General features: G+C 72.7%; 19 protein-coding genes. 15 read left to right on the top strand and 4 right to left on the bottom strand.

Translation table 11 applies throughout. The annotated features are described in order from the left end of the window. The first annotated feature begins 6 nt into the window (after positions 1 to 6). The 15 genes from A2U95_RS23840 to A2U95_RS23910 all read left to right on the top strand — a co-directional run bounded on the left by A2U95_RS23840 (position 7) and on the right by A2U95_RS23910 (position 20171). The gene (locus tag A2U95_RS23840) at positions 7 to 591 is read left to right on the top strand and encodes a hypothetical protein (protein ID WP_166026621.1); all 585 of its coding nucleotides are present in this window, start codon (positions 7 to 9) and stop codon (positions 589 to 591) included. Then, positions 588 to 1298, top strand: coding sequence for a hypothetical protein (locus A2U95_RS23845; protein WP_166026622.1), 711 nt, complete (start codon positions 588 to 590; stop codon positions 1296 to 1298). Before A2U95_RS23840 ends, A2U95_RS23845 begins: the two co-directional genes overlap by 4 nt. Before the next feature lie 11 nt (positions 1299 to 1309). Further along, positions 1310 to 1681 carry a LysM peptidoglycan-binding domain-containing protein gene (locus A2U95_RS23850; RefSeq protein WP_166026624.1) on the top strand — a complete coding sequence of 124 codons (372 nt, stop codon included), beginning with the start codon at positions 1310 to 1312 and terminating at the stop codon, positions 1679 to 1681. After that, on the top strand, positions 1678 to 2832 hold the full coding sequence (locus A2U95_RS23855; protein WP_420857046.1) for a hypothetical protein: 1155 nt from the start codon (positions 1678 to 1680) through the stop codon (positions 2830 to 2832). Before A2U95_RS23850 ends, A2U95_RS23855 begins: the two co-directional genes overlap by 4 nt. Before the next feature lie 82 nt (positions 2833 to 2914). Next, the gene (locus A2U95_RS23860) at positions 2915 to 3436 is read left to right on the top strand and encodes a phage baseplate assembly protein V (protein WP_166026626.1); all 522 of its coding nucleotides are present in this window, start codon (positions 2915 to 2917) and stop codon (positions 3434 to 3436) included. Between the two features lie 30 nt (positions 3437 to 3466). Next, the gene (locus A2U95_RS23865; protein ID WP_166026628.1) at positions 3467 to 3811 is read left to right on the top strand and encodes a hypothetical protein; all 345 of its coding nucleotides are present in this window, start codon (positions 3467 to 3469) and stop codon (positions 3809 to 3811) included. After that, the gene (locus A2U95_RS23870; protein ID WP_166026630.1) at positions 3808 to 4209 is read left to right on the top strand and encodes a GPW/gp25 family protein; all 402 of its coding nucleotides are present in this window, start codon (positions 3808 to 3810) and stop codon (positions 4207 to 4209) included. The genes A2U95_RS23865 and A2U95_RS23870 overlap by 4 nt, the downstream gene beginning before the upstream one ends. After that, on the top strand, positions 4206 to 7412 hold the full coding sequence (locus tag A2U95_RS23875; protein ID WP_166026632.1) for a putative baseplate assembly protein: 3207 nt from the start codon (positions 4206 to 4208) through the stop codon (positions 7410 to 7412). Before A2U95_RS23870 ends, A2U95_RS23875 begins: the two co-directional genes overlap by 4 nt. After that, positions 7409 to 11278, top strand: coding sequence for a putative baseplate assembly protein (locus A2U95_RS23880; protein ID WP_240957940.1), 3870 nt, complete (start codon positions 7409 to 7411; stop codon positions 11276 to 11278). Before A2U95_RS23875 ends, A2U95_RS23880 begins: the two co-directional genes overlap by 4 nt. Further along, positions 11278 to 13506 carry a hypothetical protein gene (locus A2U95_RS23885; protein WP_240957941.1) on the top strand — a complete coding sequence of 743 codons (2229 nt, stop codon included), beginning with the start codon at positions 11278 to 11280 and terminating at the stop codon, positions 13504 to 13506. The genes A2U95_RS23880 and A2U95_RS23885 overlap by 1 nt, the downstream gene beginning before the upstream one ends. Before the next feature lie 76 nt (positions 13507 to 13582). Then, complete coding sequence (locus A2U95_RS23890) at positions 13583 to 15250, top strand: DUF6519 domain-containing protein (protein WP_240957948.1); 1668 nt, start codon at positions 13583 to 13585, stop codon at positions 15248 to 15250. Then, positions 15250 to 16143, top strand: a complete 894-nt coding sequence (locus tag A2U95_RS23895) for a peptidoglycan-binding protein (protein WP_166026634.1) — start codon at positions 15250 to 15252, stop codon at positions 16141 to 16143. Before A2U95_RS23890 ends, A2U95_RS23895 begins: the two co-directional genes overlap by 1 nt. Positions 16144 to 16342: 199 nt before the next feature. After that, a complete protein-coding gene (locus A2U95_RS23900) occupies positions 16343 to 17560 on the top strand; it encodes a thiolase family protein (RefSeq protein WP_166026636.1) in 1218 nt (405 codons plus the stop codon). Next, entirely contained in the window at positions 17557 to 19686 is a 2130-nt protein-coding gene (locus A2U95_RS23905; protein WP_166026638.1) for a 3-hydroxyacyl-CoA dehydrogenase NAD-binding domain-containing protein, read from the top strand. The genes A2U95_RS23900 and A2U95_RS23905 overlap by 4 nt, the downstream gene beginning before the upstream one ends. A gap of 110 nt (positions 19687 to 19796) precedes the next feature. Then, on the top strand, positions 19797 to 20171 hold the full coding sequence (locus tag A2U95_RS23910) for an NYN domain-containing protein (protein ID WP_166026640.1): 375 nt from the start codon (positions 19797 to 19799) through the stop codon (positions 20169 to 20171). Between the two features lie 94 nt (positions 20172 to 20265). On the opposite strand, the gene A2U95_RS23915 is transcribed toward A2U95_RS23910, so the two are convergent. The 4 genes from A2U95_RS23915 to A2U95_RS23930 form a co-directional block, all read right to left on the bottom strand. Continuing rightward, the gene (locus tag A2U95_RS23915) at positions 20266 to 21771 is read right to left on the bottom strand and encodes an amino acid permease (RefSeq protein ID WP_166026641.1); all 1506 of its coding nucleotides are present in this window, start codon (positions 21769 to 21771) and stop codon (positions 20266 to 20268) included. Between the two features lie 200 nt (positions 21772 to 21971). Further along, the gene (dxs, locus tag A2U95_RS23920; protein ID WP_166026642.1) at positions 21972 to 23897 is read right to left on the bottom strand and encodes a 1-deoxy-D-xylulose-5-phosphate synthase; all 1926 of its coding nucleotides are present in this window, start codon (positions 23895 to 23897) and stop codon (positions 21972 to 21974) included. A 235-nt stretch (positions 23898 to 24132) separates the two neighbouring features. Then, entirely contained in the window at positions 24133 to 25446 is a 1314-nt protein-coding gene (locus A2U95_RS23925; RefSeq protein ID WP_166026643.1) for a sugar ABC transporter permease, read from the bottom strand. Next, a complete protein-coding gene (locus A2U95_RS23930; protein WP_166026644.1) occupies positions 25443 to 26234 on the bottom strand; it encodes an ATP-binding cassette domain-containing protein in 792 nt (263 codons plus the stop codon). Before A2U95_RS23930 ends, A2U95_RS23925 begins: the two co-directional genes overlap by 4 nt. Positions 26235 to 26356 lie beyond the last annotated feature (122 nt).

The following is a 26356-nucleotide window of genomic DNA, read 5'->3' on the forward strand; positions in this document are numbered from 1 at the left end:
AAAATAATGCCCATCCGTCATTACGGCAATCGCTTGATTCTAGCGAATTCGTCCACTCCGGACGAAGTGACTCTCTTTACGCAAGGAGCCGGATTCACCGAAGGGAGGGAGAACAACACAGCGCACGGCTCGGAGAAAGTCTGGTTGATCAGTAGCAAACTTTTCTTCCACTACGTGAGAAATGTAAAATCCGATTTCGCATACATTCAAGTAACCGGCGAAGACAGCGATGACGTAGAGCGCTTCACTGAACTGGCTGACAGTTTCTTCACTACGACCGACGTGGACGAACTTTTGTCCGAGGTGCACGCGGCCAATACGTCGACCGAACTCGCAAAAGCGGTAACACGGCTTTCTGTTGGCATTCCGTCCGCAGATCCTCCGGCCGATGCCCTGCATGAGATTTTGAATTCTTATCGCAGCAAATTTGCATCGGTCAGGCGTGCGGGACTTCTGGCGGCCCTGTACATGGACTGGGATATTGTCGGACCCAGCGTACGAAATATGGCAGTCGCTGACCCCTCGGAAGAGCTGAGAATTCAGGCAGGATACTTTGTCAACAGAAACAACCGGAGCGAGGGAGTCTCGTGACCCGCTACGCCGACATTCCCAAGCCCATCCGGTCCGGCATCGTTGTCGTGAACCCCGACACCGGTACGCCGCAGCGGATCATCGTGCTGCAGTTCAACCCCGACACCCTTGAGCGCAGTGTCGCCCCCCAGTCCGCCGGGGACAGTGGGGACGCCGGCGGGGGCGGGGCCGGGAGTGGGGACCGGAACGAGGCGTTGCGGCTGAAGGGTCCCGCTCAGGAGACCTGGAAGTTCACCGCCGAGATCGACGCGACGGACCAGTTGGAGGTGGCCGCGCCGGACGGGATCCACCCGCAACTTGCCGCACTGGAGATGCTGGTGCAGCCGACCACCGCCCAGTTGCGGGAGGCGAGCGAGCTGTCGAAGCAGGGGTTCATCGAGATCAGCCCGATCGAGATGCCGCTCACCCTCTTCACCTGGGGCAGCAAGCGCGTGATGCCCGTGCGGCTGACCGAGCTGTCGGTCAACGAGTCGGCGTTCGACGTGAACCTGAACCCGATCCGGGCCTCGCTCAGCATCGGGATGAAGATCCTGACGATCAGCGACCTCCCCGCCGGCCACAAGGGCGCCGACCTCTACATGGCGCACCTCGCGCAGAAGGAACGCCTCGCCGCGGCGGCGCGCGGTGGGAGCCTCGCCCAGCTCGGGCTCACAGGGCTCGCCGGGGTCAACGGGGTCAACGCCGCGGTCGGAACCGTAAGGGACTGAGGAGAGAAGCCATGGCCGACATCGAGCCGTACGAGAGCGTCCTGGACGCCGTCCCGGGCGCCTACCCGTACCCGCGCACCAGCCGGTACCACGACGCGGAGATCGGGATCCACCGCATGCCCGACGGGACGGAAGTCCGGTACGCCAAGCGCCGGTTACTTCCTCCGCTCCCGGCCGACGGGGACGAGGTCCGCCCCCACACCGTCGCCGACGGCGAGCGGCCCGACCTGCTCGCCCAGCGTTACTTCGGCGACGCCGGCCAGTGGTGGCAGATCGCCGACGCCAACCCCGTGCTCGACCCTCGGGAGCTGACCGGCGAGGCAGGGCGTGTCATCGACATCCCGCTGGGCGGCAGCGGCGGATTCCCCCGGCGGCAGCCATGATCGGTAACGGCCTGTCCGACCTGGAGGTGATGAAGGGTCCCGTCCGCATTCAGCTGCTCATGGGGTCCCAGCTCGTCGAGCCCGTGCCCTCGGAGGTGGCGGAGGCGCTGCTGTCCGCCCAGATCACCGCGACGGCGGGAGAGCGCAGCGGCTTCCAGCTCGCCTTCGACCTCACCAAGACGGGCCTCATCACCCGGGAGCTCCTGCCGCAGGGGAGGTTCGATCCGAAGACTCGCATCGTGGTCACCGTGAGCGTCCGGCAGGCCTCGGCGGTGCTGTTCGACGGCGTGATCGTCCGCCATGAGGTCGGTGCCAGCAACCAGCCGGGCCACTCGACCCTCACCGTCACCGGCGAGGACCTGACCCTCCTCATGGATCTGGAGGACCGGCCCGCCAGCTACCCCGGCCAGTCACCCTCCGAGCGGGTACTCGGTGTCCTGCGCCGGTATTCCGGCTACGGCGTCCGGCCCCATGTCGTCGCCGAGCAGATCCTGCAGCCGCCGAACGAGCGGCTGCGGGTGCCTCATCAGACTCAGACCGACCTTCAGTACGTCACCGAACTCGCGCGGGCCAACGGCTACACCTTCTACCTGGAGCCCGGCCCCGCGGTCGGTGAGTCCCTCGCCTACTGGGGTCCCGAGAACCGCAAGGGCCATCCCCAGCACGCCCTCAGCGTCAACATGGACGTCCACTCCACCGTCGACCAGCTGACCTTCGCCTACGACGGCACCGCCCGCGAGGAACCGCAGGCACGCTGGCAGAACCCGGAGACCCGGAAGTCCGAACTGCTCCCCCCGCCGCCCATCGACCCGCTGCGCCCGCCCCTCGGCAGGCGGCCCACCCCGGCCCTGCGGCGCCGCACGCTGACCGGCACCGCCAAGCAGCAGCGCTCGCAGGCGGAGGCCGCGCTGCTCGCCCGTTCCGCCGTCTCCGCCGACGTCGTCTCCGGCTCCGGCTCGCTCGACGTGCTGCGGTACGGGTACATCCTGCAGCCGCGCCAGATCGTCGGTGTACGGGGCTCGGGGCGGGCGTACGACGGCCTGTACTACGTCAAGTCCGTCACCCACAACCTGCGTCCCGGCTCGTACCAGCAGAACTTCACCCTCTCCCGGGAGGGGCTGGTGGCCCGCGAGGACCGCGTCCCGCTGTGACAGAACCGCCCACGACCCACCCCTCCACGCCCCGGCCCTCCACGGCCCACCCGCCCCGACCCATCGACCAGGAGCACCTCGTATGGCGGCACCCAGCAATCGCTATCTCGGCAAGTTCCGCGGCCGGGTCGTCAGCAACGACGACCCTCTGAAGATCGGCCGTCTCATCGTCGAGGTCCCGGACGTTCTCGGCGACGTGCCGTCGACCTGGGCGCTGCCCTGTCTGCCGTTCACCGGGGACAGGGCGGGGCAGTTCACGGTGCCGAAGAAGGACGCGGGCGTCTGGGTGGAGTTCGAGCAGGGGGATCCGAGCTACCCCATCTGGACCGGGTGCTGGTACGGGGAACAGAACGAGGTTCCGCCCGACGCGTACAGCGGGACCGCCACCGACAAGCCGGTCGTCGTGCAGACACCGGGCGCGCTCAAGCTCGTCATGAACGACGGGGCCGAGGAAGGCATCCTCCTGCAGGCCAAGGGCGGCGCGTACATCCGCATCACCGAGAACAAGGTCGTCATCGCCAACGGCGCCGGCGCGGTGATCTCGATGGTCGGTGAGGAAGTGAGCATCAACGAAGGCCAGTTGACCGTCCTCAGGAAGCAATGAAGGAATAAGGAATACGGGGGATCACACACCATGTCAGGGAGTCTGCTGGACGCGGGCGCCGTGATCGGCTGTCCGCACGGGGGCCGGGTCGCGCCCGTGAGCACACCGACCGGCGGCGTACGGATCGCCGGTTCCGCCGTCGCCACGGCGGCGCACAGTTATGTCGTCACCGGATGCCCGCACACCGTCGACGGGCTGCCCTCGCCCTGCGTGACCGTCCGCTGGACGAGCGACATCGGCAGCGGTAGCGGGGTCACCGTCGACGGCGAGCCCGTACTGCTGGACACCTCGGCGGCCGAGTGCCTGAGCGCGGCCTTGGTGCCGCAGGGGACGCCGGTCGTCCAGTCCGCGCGGCGAAGGGTCGTGGTCCGATGAGCCGCCGCACCGCCGGCACAGCCGGGCGCCCGCGCAGCGACATCGCGTTCCCCTTCCGCCCCGACCGCCGGGGCCGCACCGCGCACGCGCGCCACACGGAGCACGTCCACGACCTGATCGAGCAGTTGCTGTTCACCAGCCCCGGCGAGCGTGTGATGCGCCCGGACTTCGGCTGCGGGCTGCTCGACCTGGTCTTCGCCCCGACCAGCCCGGAGCTGGTCTCCACGCTCGAACTCTCCGTGCAGGCCTCGCTGCAGCGCTGGCTCGGCGACCTCGTCGAGGTCGAGAGCCTCGACGTGGTCGGCGAGGAGAACGTCGTCCGTGTGTACCTGTCGTACGTGCTGCGGGCCGACGGCTCCCGGCGCGAGGACGTCTTCGAAGGGAGGGCCACGGCATGACGAGCCCGACCGGCACCCCGCACACCACCGGTTCCACCAGCGGCGCCACCGCCGGCACCGGCACCACGCGCCGGGCCAAGGTCCGCGCCGCGCAGCTCAACGGGGTCGACTCCGTCGAGGTGAGCGACGACGGCCTGCTGCTGACCGTCGCCTTCCTCGGCAAGGCCCCGCACGGCCTGTGCCCGGAGAACGTCCGCATCGACGGCGGGCGCCGGATCACCGGCATCACCGCCGTGGACGTCAGCGTCGAGCGGGAGGAGGACCCCGAGCTGGACGACCGGCTCTACGTCACCCTCGACAAGGCCGGTGACACCTCCCGCTACCGGCTCTCCCTGGTCGAGACCGACCCGTACGGCCGCCCCGGCACCGAACCCTTCCGCGGCTTCGACCAGCGCTACCACAGCGCCACCTTCGCCTTCCGGCCCGACTGTCCGTCCCCCTTCGACCGTGTGGAGGAGGAGTCCGCGGCATCGGACTTCCCCACCGCACCTGTCATCGACTACACCGCCCGCGACTACGACACCATCCGCAAGCTGCTGCTGGACCGGCTGGCGCTCACCACGCCCGACTGGGTGGAGCGCAACCCGGCCGATCTCGGCACCACACTGGTCGAGCTGCTCGCGTACACCGGTGACCGGATCAGCTACCAGCAGGACGCGGTGGCCACCGAGGCCTACCTCGACACCGCGCGCCGCCGGACGTCCGTGCGGCGCCATGTCCGCCTCGTCGACTACGTGATGCACGACGGCTGCACGGCCCGCGCCTACGTCGCCGTGGAGGCCGCCGAGGACCACACGCTCGCCCCGGGCACCTTCCGCTTCGCCTCCGTGGACGTCCGCACCCTCGACCCGCACGACCGGCCCGCGCCGGGCACCGTGGTCGACGAGGCCGACCTCGGCGAGCTGGACGAGCGCGGCTCGGTGGAGGTCTTCGAGCCGGTCGTCGCCGGTGACCCGCTCGAGCTGCGCGTCGCGCACAACACCGTCCGCCTGTGGACCTGGGGCGGCGAGGTCTGCGCCCTGCCGAAGGGGGCGACCTCGGCGACCCTGCGGGACGAGTGGGTGGACCGGGAGACCTGCCGCGAGCGCCGACTCGCCCTCAGGGCGGGCGACGTGCTGATCCTGGAAGAGGTCAAGGGGGCGCGCACCGGCACCCCGGGCGACGCCGACCCGGAGCACCGGCAGGCCGTCCGGCTGACCTCCGTCACCCCGGCCGTCGACCGGATCGAGGACCAGCCGGTCCTGGAGGTCACCTGGGCCGCCGAGGACGCGCTGCGCTTCCCGCTCCGCCTCACCACCCGCGGCGGGCGCGACTGCCGGCCGGTCGGGGACGTGACCGTGGCCCGCGGCAACGTCGTCCTGGTCGACCACGGCCGTACCGTCCACGGGCTGCCCGAGACGTTCACCGTCCCGCGGGATCCGGCCGTGGTCGCCCCCTGCGACCTTCCCGCCTTCGGCTGCCCCGACCCCGACGAGGGCAACGCGCCCGCCCGCCTGATCAACTCCCTGGCCGACAAGGCCACATCGGGTGAGCCGCTCCGCCCCGACGACGTGCGGGAACTGTTCGACGTCGTCGGTGAGCGCGCGGTCAACCGGGCCGGGATCGGTCTGGAGCACGCCGGCCGGCACCGGGAGCAGGTGGTGCCGGGCACCGCGTACGCCCAGGCCGCCGCTCTGCGCACGCTGCTCGCCCGGTCGGTGTACCCCGGGATCCGGCCCCGCTTCCGGCCCGTGCTCGGCCGGTCCCCCGTGGTGCAGGCGGTGCCGTTCCCGGATCCCCGTGTCGTCGCGGCCGGGCAGGCCGGGCGGATCGCCGCGATCCCGGAACGCGTCCGGCAGCGCCTGGTCGAACTGTGGCGCGGCGCCCGGGACCGGGAGGAGCTGTCGGCGGAGGAGATCTCCGAACTGACCGTGATCTTCGGCCCGAAGGCTGTCGAGCGGAGCGGGCTGCGCCGCCACCCCGTCCCCGCCTTGCGTGAACTGCTGTATCGCAGCGACCAGTTGCTCGACGCCAAGCTTCGGCGGACTGAGGTCCTCGCGGCGCGGGCCCGGGCGGGCACCGTCCTGGACGGTGACATCGCCTGGGAGATCGCCCACAGTTGGGGCCCGGCCTACGCGGAGGGGCTGCATCCCGGGGATCCAGGACTGCGCGGCCCCGCGAGCGCCGCGCTGGTCCAGGACCCGCGCCGGGCGCTGCCCGCCGTGCGCCTGCACGAGGAGGACTGCGACACGCACCGTGACGGCGGCACGCACCGTGACATGGCCGGCGGCACGGACGGCGAGACGGTCTGGGAGCCGCGTCGCGACCTGCTGGAGAGCGGCGCGCGGGACCGGCACTTCGTCGGCGAACTGGAGGACGACGGCCGTCTCGCGCTGCGCTTCGGCGACGGACGGCACGGGGCGAGGCCCGCCCCCGGCGCACGGCTGGTGGTGCGGCACCGTCTGGGTGGCGGCACGGCCGGCAATGTCGGGGCGGAGGCCGTCAACCATCTGGTCGTCCCGTCCGACTGCGATCCCCCGCCGGTCACCGCGGTACGCAACCCGCTGCCCGCCGTCGGCGGCACGGAGCCGGAATCCGTGGAGCACGTGCGACAGTTGGCTCCGCTGGAGCTGCGCCGCACCCGGCTGCGCGCGGTCACCGCGGAGGACTACGCGGCGCTCGTCTCCGCCCTGCCCGGTGTCCAGCGGGCCGCGGCGGAGCTGCGCTGGAGCGGGAGTGTCCGGGAGGCGCATGTCGCGATCGACGCCTACGGCTCCGGAGCACCGTCCGAGGCGCTGCTCGCCTCGGTCGCCGAGGCCCTGGAGCCGTACCGGCTCATCGGTCACGACCTGGTGGTCGGCGCGGCGCGGCGGGTGCCGCTGGACATCGCGCTGGCGGTGTGCTCCCGGCCCGGCCACCAGCACGGGCAGATCCTGGCCGACCTGCGCCGCGCGCTCGGCACCCGTCCCGGGGGTTTCTTTCACCCGGACGCGCTGACCTTCGGGGAACCGGTGCGGCTGAGCCGCCTGGTCGCCGTGGCCGCCGCCGTGCCGGGCGTGGAGAGCGTCCGGGTGGTCCGGCTGCGGCGCCTGTTCGAGCCGGACCGAGGAGAGAGGGAGGACGGCGTGCTGCGGCTCGGCCCGCTGGAGATCGCCACCTGCGACAACGACCCGGACCGGCCGGAGAACGGCCGGCTGGCGATTTCCCTGGGAGGTGCCCGATGACGGACGACTCCATGACCGGCAGCCCTTTCGTGGACGACTGCGGCTGCGACGGCGTCGGCGGCGGCTGCGGCTGCGGCTGTGACGGACAGGCCGGGCACGACGAGCGCCTCGCCCCACGCCCGGTGCACAACCCGCCCGGCCGCACCGCGCTCGACTACCGCGTCGGGGAGTACGGCTCCTTCCGGGCCGCCCTGCTCGACCGGCTGGCCTCGCCCGCGTACCCGGCGCTGAGGCGTCTGACCGTGCGCACCCCGGACGACCCGGCGATCGGCCTGCTCGACGCCACCGCCGTCCTCGGCGACCTGCTCACCTTCCATTCCGAGCGGATCGCCGACGAGGCCTACCTGCGCACCGCGAACGAGCACCGCTCCCTGGTGCTGCTCGGCCGTCTGGTCGGGCACCGTCCGCGTCCGGGCGTCGCGGCCGCCACCCATCTGGCGTACACCCTGGAGCGTGACCCGCGCGCCGAGGCGCTGCCCGTGGTGATTCCGCGGGGCGCCCGCAGTCACAGCGTGCCCGCCTCGGCGAACGAGCAGGCGCTGACCTTCGAGACGGTCCGGGACCTGACCGCGCGCTGGGACTGGAACGAGCTGAAGGTGCGCCGCCGGCGTCCCTCCCTGGTCACTCCCGAGGACCTGGAGCGGCGCTCGCAGATCTTCGTCGAGGGCACCACGCACTCCCTGCCGCCCGGGCAGCCGTTGCTCTTCGTCTTCGGTGAACGGGCGGGCGGCGTGCGCACCTTGCTGCCGCTGGCCAGGACGCGGGTGGACCGGGAGGACGGGGTCACCGCGATCTCCCTGCCCCGTTCGGCCATGCCGACGCTGAAGGAGCTGGTGGACCTGGTGCGGCGCTGGACCGCCGCGCCCACCGCCCCCGGGGAACCGGGTGACGAGCCGCCGACCCCCGAGGTGCCCAACCCGCGCCCGGTCAGCCGGCTGATCGAGGACTTCGAGGACCAGGTCCTCGCCCCGCTCCGGGCGGACCTGGACACCGTCCGGACCCCCGAGCGGCTCGCGGCCCGCCTGGCCGAGCCCGTGGCACGGCTCGGTGAGGCTCAGGTGCTGGCCGAGCCGTACGGGGAAGTGGCGGCCTGGTTCGAGCAGTTGGAGGCGGTACTCGCCGAACTCGCCGAGCGGGCACTGGAGCTTGCCCCGGCGCAGCCGGACGACTCCCGCCCGACGCGTCCCGCCGGAAACGCCGGAAACGCCGGAAACGCCGCCGACGGCGTCGACGCCCGCACCGCCGCGCTGCGGACGCTGGGCTCCGTGCTGCCCGCCCTGCGCGAAGGCACCGCGTCCGCCCCGCCGGCCGCCCGCGGCCGCCGCCCCGGCAGCGACACCGCACGCCTGCTGTCCGCCCTCGACCCCGGTCTCGACGGCCTCTACCCGGCCTGGCGCGGGACGGCTTCCGCCGTCCCCGGTACCCCGCAGCCGCTCCGCGAGCTGCTCGCGATGCGGGTCACCGCCGCGCCCTTCGGTGCGACGGCCCCGCCGAAGCCGGTGCAGGATCACCGCGGCCGGGTGATCCGTACCGCCGACTGGCCTCTCACCGGGGCGGTCCTGGCCGGCCTGCGGGTGGTGTACGACGCGACGGGCACGACGCCGGTCCGCGCCGAGTTCCAGTACGTCGAGGGCAGCAGCTCCGACCAGCGCGCCGAGAACCTGCCGACGCCCCAGCCGGTCGGCTTCCCGCTGGGCGCGGGCCGGGTCGAGCTGTCGGCGCGCCCCGTCCAGGACAGCGAGCCGGGCCGGCCGCAGGACGGCGATCCGGGCGGGCCGGCCCAGCATGCCGCCGACGCCCAGGAGCCGGGCGTCACCGCGCACTTCCACTCGGGGCTGCCCGAGCACACCGTGTCCGTCTCCCGTCCCGACGCCCAGGGCGTGGTCCGTGTCGGCCTGCACAGCGGGACGCCCCGGCTGGTCGAGCTGCGGCCCGGCGCCGGCACCCAGGTCACCCACGGCGACCACGAGGTGAGCCTCAGCTACGCGGCCGGCCCGCCCGAGCCGCATGTCGAGGTCGTCATCGCCAGCAAGCCCGAGCCCCTCAACCGCCGTGTCCTGCAGCTCGACACGGCGCACCCGGGGATCACCCCCGGCAGCTGGGTCGTCGTCCGCCGTCCCGCCAAGGGCGTCGCGGGCGGTGTCCCGGGCGACCCCGCACTCGCTCTCGTCACCACCAAGGTGGTCTCCGTCCGCAGCGCGGTGTACACCAACTACGGCGTCACCGGGCGCGGCACCGAGATCACCCTGGCCGACCCGTGGCTGGACGAGTTCGACGTGCTGCTCTCGCACATCCGCGACACCACCGTGCACGCGGCCGGCGAACCGCTCCGCCTCGCCGACGAACCGCTCGGCGAGGACGTCCACGGCAACGAGATCGAACTCGCCGAGCTGTACGACGGACTGCGTCCTGGCCGGACCCTCATGGTCACCGGCGAGCGCAGCGACATCCCGGGCACGGCGGGCGTCGACGCCGTTGAGGTGGTCACCGTCGCCGCCGCCGACCCGGTGGTCGACCCCCAGGTGCCGGGCGACCACCTGCACACCCGGCTCACCCTGACCGCCGGCCTCGCCCACCGCTACCGCCGCGAGACGGTACGGATCCTCGGCAACGTGGTGGAGGCCACCCATGGGGAGACCCGCGAGGAGGCCATCGGCAGCGGCGACTCCGGCCGCGTCAACCAGACGCTCGCGCTCTGGCAGGCGCCGCTCACCTGGCTGGCGGCGGGCAGCCCGCTGGGCGCCGGCCCGGTCCTGGAGGTCCGGGTCGACGGCATCCTCTGGCACGAGGCCGACAGCCTCGCCGGGCGCGGCCCGGACGAGAGGCTGTACGTCACCGGTACCACCTCGGACGGCCGGACCACGATCACCTTCGGCGACGGCGTCAACGGCGCCCGGCTGCCCAGCGGGCACGAGAACGTCCGTGCCCGCTACCGCTTCGGCGCCGGCAGGACGGGCAACCTCGCCGCGGGCCGCGTCACCCAGCCCCTCACCCGCCCGCTCGGGGTCACCCAGGTGACCAACCCGCTCCCGGCCAGGGGCGGCTCCGACGCGGACGGCCCCGGTCTGACCCGCCGTACGGTCCCGTTGGCCGTCTCCGCCCTGGACCGGCTGGTCTCGGCGTCCGACTACGAGGACTTCGCCCGCTCCCGTGCCGGCGTGGGCCGGGCCGCGGCACGCGAACTCTTCGACGGGCGGCGGCGGGTGCTGCATGTGACCGTCGCGGGCACCGACGACGTGCCGGTCGACGGCGGCTCCCCCGCCCTCGAGGCGCTGCGCGCCGCGCTGACCGAGTACGGGGACGCCCACCTCCCGGTCCGGGTGGACCCGCGCGAACTGGTGCTGCTGCTGCTCGCCGCCAAGGTGAAGGTCGCCCCCGACCACACCTGGGAGGTCGTCGAGCCACGCCTGCGCCAGGCCCTGCTGCGCCGGCTCGGCCATGCGGGGCGGGAGCTGGCGCAGCCGGCCCGGCTCTCCGAGGTGCTGGCCACCGCGCACTCGGTGCCCGGCGTGGACCACGTGGACGTCGACGTGTTCACCGGCGTGCCGGCGTCCGCCACCGCCGACGAGGTCACCCGGATCCTCACCCGTCCGGGCCCGCCCCGGTCGACGGTCCCGGCGCGCCGGGCGGTGTACGACGAGCGGACCCACACGGTGCGCGCCGCGGGCGGCGAGACGCTCTCCCAGGTCTGCGCCGCGTACGGTGTCCCGCTCGCCGAACTGCTGCGCCTCAACCCCGACATCACCGACACCCGGCCGCTGGCGAAGGGCCGTTCGGTGGTCGTCTTCCGCGGTGTCCGTCCGGCCCAGTTCGCGCTGCTGTCGCCGAAGGCCGCGGACACCCTGATTCTGACGGAGGTCAAGTGATGGCTGCGCACCCCGAGGACTTCCGGTCCACGCCCGTGCCCACGCCCCTGGCGCCGGAGACGGATCCGGCGACGGCGTCCGCGGAGCCCGGAGAGCTCGCCTCGCTGCTGCCCCGCCGGCATCTGCTGCGCGACGCCGAGGAGGGCGGGCCGCTGCGCGAACTGCTCGCGGTGATCGAGGAGCAGTTGTCCCTGGTCCGTGACGGCGTCGAGCAGGGCTACGAGGACCTCTTCGTGGAGACGGCCGCGCCCTGGGTGCTGCCGTACCTCGGCGACCTGGTCGGGTACCGCACCCTGCCCGGGTACGAGCGGGTGCTCACCACCGGTCTGCACGGCGGAGGCCGGGCCGCCCTGGCCGAGGCCGTCGCCCCGCGCGCCGACGTGGCCGCCACCGTGGCCGACCGCCGCCGCAAGGGCACCCTGCCTCTGCTGGAGGAGGTCGCCGGGCGGGTCACCGGCTGGTCCGCGCACGCGGTGGAACTCTCCCGCCGGGTGGCCCACACCCAGCCGGTCCGGCTGTACCGGAACCCGCCGGTGCGCGGGGTGGACCGCACGGCACGCGGCCGGCTCGCCGACCTGCGGGACAGCTCCGCGCTCGCCCTGGCGGGCGGCCCTTTCGACGCCACGGCCCGCACGGTGGACGTCCGCCGCGCCGGCTCCCGGCGCCGGCCGGGCGGCCTGACCCCGGCGGGGGTGGCGCTGTTCGTGTGGCGGCTGAGGGCGCACTCGCTCACCCGGTCCCCGGCGTACTGCGTGGACCGGGCCCGCCACCTGTACACCTTCTCGATCCTCGGAAACGACACCCCGCTGGTCACCCGGCCGGCCCGGCAGCCGTCGCCCGCGTTCCCGGCGACCGTCGACCACGTCCCGGCGTACATCACCCGCCGTCGGCTCCACGACCGGCTCGCCGACCTCTACGGGCCGGGCAAGAGTCTGGTGATCCGTCGCGACGGCGACGACCGGCCCGTGCCGCTCTCCGACATCGTGGTGGCCGACCTCTCCGACTGGCGCTACCGGCCGCGGCGCGGCCAGGTCGCCGTCGACCCGGAGCTCGGCCGGATCGTCTTCGGGTCGCGGTCGGCTCCCCGGCAGGGCGTGTGGGTGGACTACCACCAGGCGGCCGCCGCGGACATGGGCGGCGGGGAGTACGCCCGCCCGGACCGCGTGCCGCGGCCGGACGCCCGGGTCTACCGGGTCGGGCCGGGGCAGCGGTTCCACCGGATCATGGACGCCTACCGGGCCTGGCAGCAGGACCGCCGGGGCGACCGGAGCGGGCCCGCGGGCATCGTCGAGATCACCCACAGCGGGGCCTTCCAGGAACAGCTGGACTTCGACCTGGACCCCGGCGACCGCCTGGAGGTGCGGGCCGCCGAGGGCGTCCGGCCGGTGATCCGGCTGCTGGACTGGTACAGCAACCGGCCGGACGCGCTGAACATCCGCGCGGTGGCCGACGACTGTGCCCCGCACGAGCGTCCGCGCGTCGTCCTGGACGGTCTGCTGGTCGCCGGACGCGGCATCAACGTCACCGGACCGATGGGCGCGGTGGTGCTGCGGCACTCCACGCTGGTGCCCGGCTGGTCGCTGGAGCCCGGGTGCGCGCCGCACTCGCCCGAGGAACCGAGCATCGTCCTGGAGCGCACCACCGCCTGCCTGCGGGTGGAGCACAGCGTCCTGGGCACCATCGAGGTCATCGGCGAGGAGGTGAGCGAGGAGCCGCTCGACATCCACCTCAGCGACAGCCTCCTCGACGCCACGGGCCACGACCGTGAGGCCCTGTCCGCGCCGGACTGCCGGCACGCCCACGCGGTGCTGCACCTGTACCGCAGCACCGTCATCGGCGAGATCCACACGCACGCCGTGCGGATCGCCGAGAACTCGGTGTTCACCGGCCGGCTGCACGTGGCGCGGCGCGGCATCGGGTGCCTGCGGTACTCCTGCGTGCCGCCCGGCTCGCGCACCCCGCGCCGGTACCGCTGCCTGCCCGACCTGGCCGGTCCGGGGCGGGCGGGCCGGGTGCGCCCGTCGTTCGTCTCGGAGCGTTACGGGACGCCCGGGTACGGGCTGCTCGCCGACGCCTGCGCCGAGGAGGTCCGGCGTGGCGCGGACGACGGCGCCGAGATGGGCGCCTTCCACGACCTGTACCGGCCCCAGCGAGAGGACGGCCTGCGGGCACGGCTCGCGGAGTACACGCCCGCGGGCACGGACGCCGGGATCTTCTTCGTGACGTGAGCCACCGACGCGCGGGCACCGCGCCGCGCACCCCACCGAAGCCGCACGAACCTTCCCAACCAGGGGGAACCACTTCATGCACGCCGATCTCTCCCGCTCCACGTTCCGGCCGGAGCGGCACTACTCCGCGGTCCTCGCCCAGCAGGGCCGCGTCCAGCTCGACGCCGACCTCAACGAACAGGCCGCGATCCAGCTCCATCAGACCCGGACGCTGGCCGCGGACCTGATCGGGCCGCACGGCGGGCCGGCCGGCGCCACCGGATTCCGCATCGAGTACGTGGGCGGACGCCACGACCTCGACACCCTGTACATCCACGGCGGCCGCTACTACGTGGACGGCATCCTGTGCGACGCCACCCGGCCGGCGCCCGGCACACCGGTGCCCCACGACGACCACGGGCACGACGGCGGGCACGCCGACGCCCCCTCCGACGGGACCTCGGCCGCCGGGGCGCCCTCGCAGCCGCCCGCGCACTGGACCTACTGGGACCAGCCCGACGGGTTCCGCGACCCGGAGAAGCCCGGGGACCGGCTGCCCTCCCCCGCCCAGGCGCCGTTCGTGGCGTACCTGAAGGTGTGGGAGCGCTCGGTCACCGCGGCCGAGGACCCGGCGCTGCGCGAGGTCGCGCTCGGCGCGGCGATGCCGGACACCGCCGCCCGCGTCAAGGTCGTCTGGCAGGTCCTGCCGCTGTCCCTGGGTGAACTGGACCTCGGCGGGACCGAGCCGACGCGGGAGGCCGTCGGCGCCGCCTTCGCCGCCTGGGCCGCCCGCCGGGCCGCCCCGTCGGCCCGGCTCGCCGCCCGTGGCGAGCGGCCCGAGCACGCGGATGAGGACCCGTGCCTGGTCGCGCCCGACGCCCGCTACCGCGGGGCGGAGAACCAGCTCTACCGGGTCGAGGTGCACGCGGGCGGCAAGGCCGGTGAGGCCACCTTCAAGTGGTCCCGGGAGAACGGCTCGGTGGCCCTCGCGGTCGACGAGTTCGACGGGTGCTGGGTGACGCTGGCGTCCCTCGGCTTCGACGACAAGCTCGACCTCGACGTCGGCGACCACGTCGAGGTCGTCGACACGGCGTACGCCTCCCGCCTCGAGGCGCTGCCGCTGCTGCGGGTCGAGGAACTCGACCTGCCCGGCCGCCGGGTGCGGCTGTCCGCCGAGCCCGACCGGCGCGTGGGACGCCTGCCCCGCCTCAACCCCTTCCTGCGGCGCTGGGACCAGCACGAGGGACCGCGCCGCAAGGGCCGCGCGTCCGCCCTTCGCGACGGGGCGGTCCGCGTCGAGGAGGGCGAGTGGCTGCCCCTGGAGGACGGTGTGGAGGTGTACTTCGCCAAGGGCGGTACCTACCGCACGGGCGACCACTGGATCGTGCCGGCCCGCACCGCCACCGGCGGTGTCGAGTGGCCGTCCGACGCCGCCCGCCGCCCGCTGCTGCGGGGGCCGGCCGGTATCGCGCGCCACTTCGCCCCGCTGGCCCTGGTGAAGGGTGAGGGCGAGGCCGTCGACCTGCGCAACGTCTTCGGGCCGCTGGCCGGCCCCGTGCCCGCGGCCGACGAGGCGGCCCTCGCCGAGGAGGCGCGGGCCCGCCAGGAGGAACTCGCCGCCGAGTCCGCTCCCGCCGCACCGGACGCACCGGACGCGTCGAAAACGCCGGAGTCACCGAAGTCGACGGAGTCGACGGCGGGGCAACGCCGGGGCCGGCGGCGATCCGCGGAGCCGGCCGACACCACGGACGAGGGGAACCGGTGATGGCCCAGCCGCTGAGCGCGTCCAAGATGGTGGAGATCCTGCGCGCCGAGGGCCTGACGGTCCACGAGGTGCGCAGGTGGCGCACCCACAACCGCAACGCCAAGGGCCCCTGGGGCCCGGTGAACGGCGTCATGATCCACCACACCGTGACCTCGGGCACCGAGGCGACGGTGAACCTCTGCTACGACGGCTACGCCGGCCTGCCCGGGCCGCTGTGCCACGGCGTCGTGGACAAGGAGGGCCATGTCCATATGGTCGGCAACGGCCGCGCCAACCACGCGGGGCTCGGCGACCGTGACGTGCTGAACGCCGTCGTCGGCGAGAGGCGGCTGCCCGCCGACAACCAGGCCGACACCGACGGCAACCGGCACTTCTACGGCTTCGAGTGCGTCAACCTCGGCGACGGCAAGGACCCCTGGCCCGAGGCGCAGAAGGAGGCGATCGAGAAGATCGCCGCCGCCATCTGCCGGTACCACGGGTGGAGCGAGCGGTCCGTCATCGGCCACAAGGAGTGGCAGCCCGGCAAGGTGGACCCGCGCGGCTTCACCATGGACGGCATGCGGGAGCGGATAGCCGGCCGGCTCAGGGCCGGCGGCGGGAAGCCCTCCCCCGCGCCGGCGCCCGCGCCCGCGCCGAAGCCGTCGTACGAGCCCTTCCCCGGCGCCGCGTTCTTCCGCGCGGGGCGGAGGTCCCCGGTGATCACCGCGATGGGCCGGCGGCTGGTGGCCGAGGGGTGCGGCCGCTACCAGGAGGGTCCCGGCCCGGAGTGGACCGAGGCCGACCGCCGCTCCTACGCGGCCTGGCAGCGGAAGCTCGGCTACAGCGGCGCCGACGCCGACGGCACGCCCGGCAGGGCCAGCTGGGACCGGCTGAAGGTCCCTGACGTGAAGTGATCCCCGCCCGTTCCCGGCCGGCCCCGCCCGCTCCGGGCCGGGGCCGGCCTCCCCCGTTCGGGTGTGACCTTCGCCGCTTGGCACCGGGGGGGTGGGCACTATGGTTACCCGCAAGTAGCATGACGGGTGAGCGGGCGCTCAGAAATGACCGGGCCCGCTCGCGCAGCAGTGCCGTACCGCATCCTGGAGGAGAGCCATCGTGCCTCGTACCGTCAGGGACGTCGTCTTCGTCGACGGCGTCCGCACCCCGTTCGGCAAGGCGGGCCCGAAGGGCATCTACCACGAGACCCGCGCCGACGATCTCGTGGTCAAGTCGATCCGGGAGCTGCTGCGCCGCAACCCGGGTCTCGACCCGGCGAAGATCGACGAGGTCGCCATCGCCGCGACCACCCAGATCGGCGACCAGGGCCTGACCCTGGGCCGCACGGCGGGCGTGCTGGCGGGTCTGCCGCAGTCCGTCCCGGGCTACTCCATCGACCGCATGTGCGCGGGCGCGATGACCGCGGTGACCACCACCGCCGGTTCGATCGCCTTCGGCGCCTACGACGCCGTCATCGCCGGCGGCGTGGAGCACATGGGCCGTCACCCCATGGGCGAGGGCGTGGACCCCAACCCGCGGCTGGTCAGCGAGAAGCTGGTCGACGAGTCCGCCCTGTTCATGGGCATGACGGCGGAGAACCTGCACGACCGCTACCCGGCGATCACCAAGGAGCGCGCGGACAAGTACGCCGTCGCCTCCCAGGAGAAGGCCGCCAAGGCCTACGCGAACGGCAAGATCCAGCAGGACCTGGTCCCGATCTCCGTCCGCCGCACCAACGCCGAGGCGGGCGAGACCGGCTTCGGCCTGGTCACCGCCGACGAGCCGATGCGCCCGGGCACCACCCTGGAGAACCTGGCCGGCCTCAAGACGCCGTTCCGCGTCCACGGCCGCGTCACCGCGGGCAACGCCGCCGGCCTGAACGACGGCGCCACCGCGGCCCTCCTCGCCTCCGAGGAGTTCGCCACCGAGAACGGCCTGCCGGTCAAGATGCGCCTGGTCTCCTACGCCTTCGCCGGCGTGGAGCCCGAGGTCATGGGCTACGGCCCGATCCCGGCCACCGAGAAGGCGCTGGCCAAGGCCGGCCTGTCCATCTCGGACATCGGCCTGTTCGAGATCAACGAGGCGTTCGCCGTCCAGGTCCTCGCCTTCCTCGAGCACTACGGCATCGCCGACGACGACGCCCGCGTCAACCAGTACGGCGGCGCCATCGCCTACGGCCACCCGCTGGCCTCCTCCGGCGTGCGCCTGATGACGCAACTCGCCCGTCAGTTCGAGGACCAGCCGAACGTCCGCTACGGCCTGACCACCATGTGCGTCGGCCTCGGCATGGGCGCCACGGTCATCTGGGAGAACCCGCACTTCGAGGGGGACAAGTGAGCAACGTCGCAGAGCTTCTGAAGGGTGCAGCCGAGCTGTTCCCGGACGAGGTCGTCACCGAGGCGCACGTGCGCCACTTCGACCTCCCCCTGGGTGCGGGCCGGTTCGCCCTGATCACCCTGGACAACGGCTTCGACCACACCAAGCCGAACACCTTCGGCCCGCAGTCGCTGGCCAAGCTGGACGCGGCGATCGACCAGGTCGAGCGCGAGGCCGAGGCCGACGAGATCGTCGGCGTGGGCGTCACCGGCAAGCCGTTCATCTTCGCCGTCGGCGCCGACCTCAAGGGCGTCGAGCAGCTGAAGGACCGCGACCACGCGATCGCCATCGGCAAGGGCGGCCACGACGTCTTCAAGCGTCTGGGCTCCCTGGCCGTCCCGACCTTCGCGTACTACAACGGCGCGGCCATGGGCGGCGGCGTCGAGGTCGGTCTGCACTGCCGGTACCGCACGGTCTCGGCGGCGCTGCCGGCCTTCTCCCTCCCCGAGGTCTTCCTCGGCCTGGTCCCCGGCTGGGGCGGCTGCACCCTGCTGCCGAACCTGATCGGCGCGGACAAGGCCGTCTCGGTGATCATCGAGAACTCGCTGAGCCAGAACCGCCAGCTCAAGGGCAAGCAGGTCTACGAACTGGGCATCGCCGACGCCCTGTTCGAGGGCGCGGACTTCCTCGAGCAGTCGCTGGTGTGGACGGCCGCCGTCCTCAAGGGCGAGATCACGGTCGACCGCCCGGAGATCGACCGCGGCGAGGCGTGGGACAAGGCCGTCGAGCGCGGCCGGTTCATCGCCGACTCCAAGGTGCACGGCGCGGCCCCGGCCGCCTACCGCGCGCTGGAGATCATCTCCGACGCCAGGAACGGCGACCTGCAGCAGGGTTACGACGCCGAGGACCAGGCCCTGGCGGACCTGATCATGGGCGACGAGCTGCGCTCGGGCCTGTACGCGTTCAACCTGGTGCAGAAGCGCGCCAAGCGCCCGGCCGGCGCGCCGGACAAGTCGCTGGCCCGCCCGGTCACCAAGGTGGGCGTCGTCGGCGCCGGCCTGATGGCCTCGCAGCTCGCGCTGCTGTTCCTGCGCCGCCTCGAGGTGCCGGTCGTGCTGACCGACATCGACCAAGCGCGGATCGACAAGGGCGTGGGCTACGTCCACGCCGAGATCGACAAGCTGCTCGGCAAGGGCCGCATCAACCAGGACAAGGCCAACCGCCTCAAGGCGCTGGTCACCGGTGTCCTGGACAAGGCCGAGGGCTTCTCGGACGCGGACTTCGTCATCGAGGCCGTCTTCGAGGAGATGGGCGTCAAGCAGCAGGTGTTCGCCGAGGTCGAGGCGGTCGCCCCGGCCCACGCGATCCTCGCCACCAACACCTCCTCGCTGTCGGTCTCCGAGATGGCGTCGAAGCTGAAGCACCCCGAGCGGGTCGTCGGCTTCCACTTCTTCAACCCGGTCGCCGTGCTGCCGCTGCTGGAGATCGTCCGCGGCGAGCGGACCGACGACGCCTCGCTGGCCACGGCCTTCGGCGTCGCCCGCAAGCTGAAGAAGACCGCGGTGCTGGTGAAGGACGCCCCGGCGTTCGTCGTCAACCGCATCCTCACCCGCTTCATGGGCGAGGTGCAGAACGTGATCGACGAGGGCACCCCGGTGGCCGTGGCGGAGAAGGCGGTCGAGCCGCTGGGTCTGCCGATGTCCCCGCTGGTGCTGCTGGAACTGGTCGGTCCGGCGATCGGCCTGCACGTCTCCGAGACGCTCCACGGCGCGTTCCCGGACCGCTTCACCGTCTCCGCCAACCTCAAGCGGGTCGTCGAGGCCGGCAAGCGCGGCTTCTACGTCCACGACTCCGGCAGGCCGGAGCTGGACCCCGAGGTCGCCGCGCTGCTCCAGCAGGGCGACACCGTCCTGACCGAGGAGCAGGTCCGCGAGCGGGTGCTGGGCGCGGTCGCCCAGGAGATCGGCCTGATGCTCGACGAGGGCGTCGTGGCCGAGGCCCAGGACATCGACCTGTGCCTGATCACCGGCGCGGGCTGGCCCTTCCACCTGGGCGGCATCACGCCGTACCTGGACCGCGAGGGCGTCTCCGAGCGGGTCAACGGCAAGCGGTTCCTGGCGCCGGGCGTGGCGTCGGTCCCGGCGTAACACCGCCGAGCGGTTCGCTGCCTGACGGCACGACGGGCCCGGGCGTCCTGGTGGACGTCCGGGCCCGTCCGGCTTCTCCGGGCCCGGGCGGCCCGTGAGAGCCTGGGACCATGACCTCGTCCCCCCTCCTGGTGATCGTCGACGCCGCCAACGTGGTCGGCTCCGTCCCCGACGGGTGGTGGCGGGACCGGCGCGGGGCCGCGGAGCGGTTGCGGGACCGGCTGGCCGCGGAAGGGCTGCCGGGGGTCGCCGCGGGGGCGGTGGAGACCGTCCTGGTGGTGGAGGGCGCGGCGCGGGGGGTGGAGTCCGTCCCCGGCGTGCGGGTCGAGTCCGCGGACGGGAGCGGGGACGACCTCGTCGTCGAGCTCGTCGCCGCGGCGCGGCCCGCGCGGCGGTGCCTGGTCGTCACCGCCGACCGTGACCTGCGCCGCCGCGTCACCGGCCTCGGCGCGGCCGTCACCGGCCCCCGCGCCGCCCGCCCCTGAGCCCTCCGCCCGCCCACGGCCACCGCCGCTCCCGGGAGCACCGAGGCGGCGCGGTGGCCGTGGGGCGGCGCGGTGGCCGTGGGGCGGCGCGGGGTCAGGAGGAGGCGCCGCCGGACCCGGGGTCGCGGCCGGGGGCGAGGAGGCTGCGGCGGCGGCCGTAGGCGAAGTAGACGACGACGCCGAGCGCCATCCACACGCCGAAACGGATCCACGTCTCGGCGGGAAGGTTCAGCATCAGCCACAACGACGCCAGCACCGACACGACCGGCAGCACCGGCACCCACGGCGTCCGGAACGCCCGCGGCAGGTCCGGCCGCGTGCGCCGCAGGATGAGCACGCTGAGCGCGACGACCACGAAGGCGAAGAGCGTGCCGATGTTGACCAGTTCCGCCAGTTCGGAGAGCCGGGTGAAGCCGGCCACGACGGCGATGACCACGCCGAGCAGGATGGTCGGGCGGTACGGGGTCTTGAACCGCGGGTGGACACGGGAGAAGAAGCGCGGCAGCAGCCCGTCGCGGCTCATCGCGAAGAAGACCCGGGTCTGGCCGAGCAGCAGGATCATGCAGACGGTGATGAGGCCGACCGCCGCGCCGAAGCTGATCACGCCCGCGAAGAAGGGGTGCCCGTTGGCCTTGAACGCCTCGGCGAGCGGGGCGTCCACGGAGAGCTCGGTGTAGCGCTGCATGCCGGTGACCACGACGGACACCAGCACGTAGAGGGCGGTGCAGATGGCGAGGGAGCCCAGGATGCCCCGCGGCATGTCCCGCTGCGGGTTGCGGGTCTCCTCCGCGGCGGTGGCGACCACGTCGAAGCCGATGAAGGCGAAGAAGACCACCGACGCGGCGGTGAAGATGCCCAGCACGCCGAAGTTGGCGGGGGCGAAGCCGAAGATCAGCTGGATCAGCGGCGCGTGCAGGCCGTCGCCCGCCTCCTGGGGGACGGATTCGGGGATGAAGGGCGTGAAGTTCTCGGCCTTCACGAGGAAGGCGCCGGCGACGATCACCAGCAGCACCACGCCCACCTTGATCGCGACCACCGCGGAGGTGATCCGGGCCGAGAGCTTCATCCCCACGACCAGGACCACGGTGAGCAGCAGCACCAGCAGCGCGGCGAGGAGGTCGAACCCGAAGCCCGTCGCCCCGTCCCGGCCGGCGATCACCTCGGGCAGCGTCCAGCCCGCGTTGTCGAGCAGCGAGCGGATGTAGCCGGACCAGCCGACCGCCACCACCGCCGTGCCGAGCGCGAACTCCAGGACCAGGTCCCAGCCGATGATCCAGGCGGGCAGTTCGCCCAGGGAGGTGTAGGAGAAGGTGTAGGCCGACCCCGCGACCGGGACGGTGGAGGCGAACTCCGCGTAGCACAGCGCGGCCAGGGCGCAGACCACGCCCGCCACCGCGAAGGCGATGGCCACCGAGGGACCCGCGTTCTCCTTGGCGACCTGGCCGGTGAGGACGAAGATGCCGGTGCCGATGATGACGCCGACGCCGAAGACGGTCAGGTCGAGCGCGGAGAGGGTCTTCCTCAGCCGGTGTTCCGATTCCTCGGTGCCCTCGATGGAGTGCTCGACCTTCTTCGTCCTGAAGAGGCTGCTGCTGGTCACGGATTTCCTCCCATGGGTCCCCGACACGGTCGAGAGGGTGTCATCCGTTTTCCCCGATTCCCGATCGTCAGGACGATCGGACCGCTCCCTCACCTGTACGGGCGACCGTGGTGACGGAACCGGCCCAGCCGCCCTGCGGGAACGTCCGGAGCGTGCCGGGAGCCCGGCCGGAGGACGGCCGGGCTCCTGGCGGGAAGGTTTCAGCTCCGGCGGGAGCCCGCCTTGGCCGGGGTGGCCTCGAAGCCCTCGCGGCCGTCGAGGCGGGAGACCAGGCCGGTGACCTGACGGGCGATGTCCGGGGCGGTCAGCCCGATCTCGGCGAGGACCTCCGCGCGCGAGGCGTGGTCCAGGAACTGCGGCGGGATGCCGAAGTCGCGCAGCGGGACGTCGACGCCCGCGTCGCGCAGCGCCTGGGAGACCGCCGAGCCGACGCCGCCGGCCCGCGAGTTGTCCTCGACGGTGACGACGACCCGGTGACGGGCCGCCAGCGGCGCCATCTGCTCGTCCACCGGCTTGACCCAGCGGGGGTCGACGACGGTGGTGGAGATGCCCTGCTTCTCCAGCAGCGAGGCGACCTCCAGGCACATCGGGGCGAGCGCGCCCACCGACACCAGCAGCACGTCCGGCTGCTCGGTGCCGGCCTCGCGGAGCACGTCCATGCCGCCGACGCGGCCCACGGCCGGCACGGCGGGGCCGACGGCGCCCTTGGAGAAGCGGACCACGGTGGGGGCGTCGTCGACCTCGACGGCCTCGCGGAGCTGGGCGCGGACCTGGTCGGCGTCGCGCGGCGCGGCGAGCCTCAGGCCGGGGACGACCTGGAGGATGGACATGTCCCACATGCCGTTGTGGGAGGCGCCGTCGGTGCCGGTGACGCCGGCCCGGTCCAGGACGAAGGTCACCCCGCACTTGTGCAGGGCGACGTCCATGAGCACCTGGTCGAAGGCGCGGTTGAGGAAGGTCGCGTAGACCGCGAAGACGGGGTGGAGGCCGCCGGTGGCCAGGCCGGCCGCGGAGACCGCGCCGTGCTGCTCGGCGATGCCGACGTCGAAGACCCGCTCCGGGAACTCCTGGGCGAACTTGTCCAGGCCGACCGGCTGGAGCATCGCGGCGGTGATCGCGACGACGTCCTCGCGCTCCTTGCCGAGCGCGACCATCTCCTCGCCGAAGACGGAGGTCCAGTCGGCGCCGGCGGTGGCCACCGGCAGGCCGGTGTCCGGGTGGATCTTGCCGACCGCGTGGAAGCGGTCCGCCTCGTCCTCGAGCGCCGGGCGGTAGCCGCGGCCCTTCTCGGTGAGGCAGTGCACGATGACCGGGCCGTTGAACCGCTTGGCGCGGGAGAGCGCGGACTCCAGGGCCTCGATGTCGTGGCCGTCGATCGGGCCGACGTACTTCAGGCCGAGGTCCTCGAACATGCCCTGCGGCGCGATGAAGTCCTTGAGCCCCTTCTTGGCGCCGTGCAGCGTGTCGTAGAGGGGGCGGCCGACCACCGGGGTCCGCTCCAGGACCTCCTTGGTGCGGGCGAGGAAGCGCTCGTAGCCGTCGGTGGTGCGCAGGGTGGCCAGGTGGTTGGCGAGGCCGCCGATGGTGGGGGCGTAGGAACGCTCGTTGTCGTTCACCACGATCACCAGCGGGCGGTCCTTGGCGGCCGCGATGTTGTTGAGCGCCTCCCAGGCCATGCCGCCGGTGAGCGCTCCGTCACCGATGACGGCGACCACGTGGTCGTCCTTCTTCAGGATCTCATTGGCCTTGGCGAGGCCGTCCGCCCAGCCGAGGACGGTGGAGGCGTGCGAGTTCTCGATGACGTCGTGCTCGGACTCGGCCTGCGAGGGGTAGCCGGAGAGGCCGCCCTTCATCTTCAGGCGGGAGAAGTCCTGCCGGCCGGTGAGCAGCTTGTGCACGTAGGACTGGTGACCGGTGTCCCAGAGGATCTTGTCGCTCGGGGACTCGAACACCCGGTGCAGGGCGATGGTGAGCTCCACCACGCCGAGGTTGGGGCCGAGGTGGCCGCCGGTCTTGGAGACGGCGTCGACGAGGAAGGTCCGGATCTCCTCCGCCAGCTGGTCAAGCTGCGCCGGGGTGAGCCGGTCCAGATCGCGCGGTCCCCTGATGCGGGTCAGCAGCGGCACCCGTGCCTCCTTGCAGTAGAGCTGTTGAGCGTTGCGGGGCCTGTCGAGTCTAATGTTCCGCTCCCGCTCCTGCAGGACGGCCCCGTGCGTCCCGGGGTGTGAACGGCCGGGCGCGGGGAGCGGTTCCCGTACGGCGTGTCCCGCGGGCGGGACACGCCGGCCGGTGGGAGGCCGGCGGAAACGCGCGGGTGCCCGGCATCGCGAGGATGCCGGGCACCGCGGGCGGGACCGGGCGTTACGCCCGGCCGGCCGCCTTCTGGCTCCGCCGGGAGACGGAGTCGATGACGACGGCACCGAGCAGGACGGCGCCCGTGATCATGTACTGGATCGAGGCTTCCATGTTCAGCAGGGACAGACCCGTGCTGATCGACTGGATGACCAGCATGCCCAGCAGGGCCGACCACACGGTGCCCCGGCCGCCGAAGAGGCTGGTGCCGCCGATGACCGCCGCGGCGATCGCCAGCATCAGGGTGTTGCCGCCGCCCGCCAGCATGGTGGCGCTGGAGGTCTGGCCGGCGAAGAACATGCCGCCGACGGCCGCGAAGCCGCCCGCGATGGCGAAGACGGTGATGCGGACCATCTCGACGTTGATGCCCGCGCGGCGGGCCGCCTCGACGCCGCCGCCGACCGCGAAGACCTTGCGGCCGAACGAGGTGCGGCGCAGGACGAAGTCGACGACCACCAGGCAGATCAGGAAGATCACCAGCGCGTTGGGCACGCCCGCAGAGCTGTTGAACACCATCGCCGCGGCGAAGGCGACGATCGCCAGGGCGACCACGCGCAGCACGATCTCGCTGGTCGGGCGGAACGGGACGCCGGCCGCGCGGCGGCGGCGCTGGTCCATGAAGGAGCCGGCGAGCAGGGACAGGACGGCGAGGCCGGCCAGCAGGTAGGCGCCGATGATGTCCTGGTCCAGCAGGAAGGACGCCTTGCCGAGCAGGCGCACCGGGCCCTCGTCGGAGGGGATGTTGATGGTGCCGCTCGAGCCGAGCAGCCAGAGCATCAGACCGTTCCAGCCGAGGAAGCCGGCCAGGGTGACGACGAAGGCGGGCACGCCTATCTTGGCGAAGAACCAGCCGTGCAGCGCGCCGATGGCGACGCCGGTGACGATCGTGAGCAGCAGGGCCAGCCAGGCGTTCATGCCGTTCTTGGTCACCACGACGGCGAAGACCGCGGCGGCCAGGCCGCTGACCGAGCCGACCGAGAGGTCGATCTCGCCGAGCAGCAGCACGAAGACCAAGCCGATGGCGAGCATGCCGGTGGCGGCCATGTAGTAGCCGATGTTCGACAGGTTGTCGGCGCTCAGGAAGCGGTCGTTGTTGAGCTGGAACACCGTCGCGATGACGATCAGGCCGATGACGACCGGGATGGAGCCCAGCTCACCGCCCTTGACCTTGCGCTTGAACTCGGTGATGTAGCCCTTGAAGCCCTCTTCGCGCACCAGCAGCCGGGGGTCGACGGCGGGGGCGGCCGCCGCGGCGGCGGTGGGGTCCTCCGCAGCGGCCGGGGCGGCGTCCTTCGCAGCGGGGGTCTTGGTCGTGTCACTCACTTTGCCGCCTCCGTGGTGCGACGCTCCGCGCGACGGGTCACGGCGTTGTCCGTGGCGCCCGTGATGGCGGCGATGATCTCTTCGTGGCTGGTGTCCTTCACCGGGAAGGTGCCGTTGTTCTTGCCCAGGCGCAGCACGGCGACGGTGTCCGCCACCGCCTTGACGTCGGCCATGTTGTGGCTGATGAGGATGACGCCGAGGCCGCGCTCGCGCAGCCGCTCGACCAGGTCGAGGACCTGGGCGGTCTGCTCGACGCCGAGGGCCGCGGTGGGCTCGTCCAGGATGACGATCTTGGGGTCGCCGATCAGGGCGCGCGCGATGGCGACGACCTGGCGCTGGCCGCCGGAGAGGCCGGCGATCGGGATCCGGACGCTGGGGATGCGGATGGACAGCGTGCTCAGCAGCTCGCGGGCCTTCTGCTCCATGGTGACCTCGTCGAGGACGCCGCGACGGCGCAGCTCCCGGCCGAGGTAGAGGTTGCCGACGACGTCCAGGTTGTCGCACAGGGCGAGGTCCTGGTAGACCGTCGCGACGCCGAGCTCCTGGGAGTCGTGCGGCTTGCTGATCGAGACCGGCCTGCCCTCCCACTCGACGACGCCTTCGTCGATGGGGTGGACGCCGGCGATCGCCTTGACCAGCGTGGACTTTCCTGCGCCGTTGTCGCCGACCAGCGCGACGACCTCTCCGGCGTGGACCTCCAGGTTGACGTCGGTGAGGGCCTGGACCGCACCGAACCGCTTGGAGGCTCCGCGCAACGCCAGCACGGGCGTAGCGGACACGTGAATCATCTCCTTCGCCGCCTGACCGGCGGGGATGCCGCGTCCTGCGGGCAGGCAGGACGCGGAGGGGTGCGCGAACGCACGGATTTGCGGGGGGAGGGGGGGTGCGCTCTCGCGGAGCGCGGGGGCGG

This window comes from Streptomyces chilikensis, assembly GCF_001642695.1.
Taxonomy (GTDB): domain Bacteria; phylum Actinomycetota; class Actinomycetes; order Streptomycetales; family Streptomycetaceae; genus Streptomyces; species Streptomyces chilikensis.

Excerpts from the sequence above, each read along its gene's own strand:
- A2U95_RS23930 (WP_166026644.1), bottom strand. The coding sequence starts at position 26,234 with ATGATTCACGTGTCCGCTACGCCCGTGCTGGCGTTGCGCGGAGCCTCC.
- A2U95_RS23890 (WP_240957948.1), top strand. The coding sequence starts at position 13,583 with ATGCACGCCGATCTCTCCCGCTCCACGTTCCGGCCGGAGCGGCACTAC.
- A2U95_RS23910 (WP_166026640.1), top strand. The coding sequence starts at position 19,797 with ATGACCTCGTCCCCCCTCCTGGTGATCGTCGACGCCGCCAACGTGGTC.
- A2U95_RS23880 (WP_240957940.1), top strand. The coding sequence starts at position 7,409 with ATGACGGACGACTCCATGACCGGCAGCCCTTTCGTGGACGACTGCGGC.
- A2U95_RS23840 (WP_166026621.1), top strand. The coding sequence starts at position 7 with ATGCCCATCCGTCATTACGGCAATCGCTTGATTCTAGCGAATTCGTCC.
- A2U95_RS23870 (WP_166026630.1), top strand. The coding sequence starts at position 3,808 with ATGAGCCGCCGCACCGCCGGCACAGCCGGGCGCCCGCGCAGCGACATC.
- A2U95_RS23855 (WP_420857046.1), top strand. The coding sequence starts at position 1,678 with ATGATCGGTAACGGCCTGTCCGACCTGGAGGTGATGAAGGGTCCCGTC.
- A2U95_RS23885 (WP_240957941.1), top strand. The coding sequence starts at position 11,278 with ATGGCTGCGCACCCCGAGGACTTCCGGTCCACGCCCGTGCCCACGCCC.
- A2U95_RS23860 (WP_166026626.1), top strand. The coding sequence starts at position 2,915 with ATGGCGGCACCCAGCAATCGCTATCTCGGCAAGTTCCGCGGCCGGGTC.
- A2U95_RS23895 (WP_166026634.1), top strand. The coding sequence starts at position 15,250 with ATGGCCCAGCCGCTGAGCGCGTCCAAGATGGTGGAGATCCTGCGCGCC.
- A2U95_RS23875 (WP_166026632.1), top strand. The coding sequence starts at position 4,206 with ATGACGAGCCCGACCGGCACCCCGCACACCACCGGTTCCACCAGCGGC.
- A2U95_RS23850 (WP_166026624.1), top strand. The coding sequence starts at position 1,310 with ATGGCCGACATCGAGCCGTACGAGAGCGTCCTGGACGCCGTCCCGGGC.
- A2U95_RS23865 (WP_166026628.1), top strand. The coding sequence starts at position 3,467 with ATGTCAGGGAGTCTGCTGGACGCGGGCGCCGTGATCGGCTGTCCGCAC.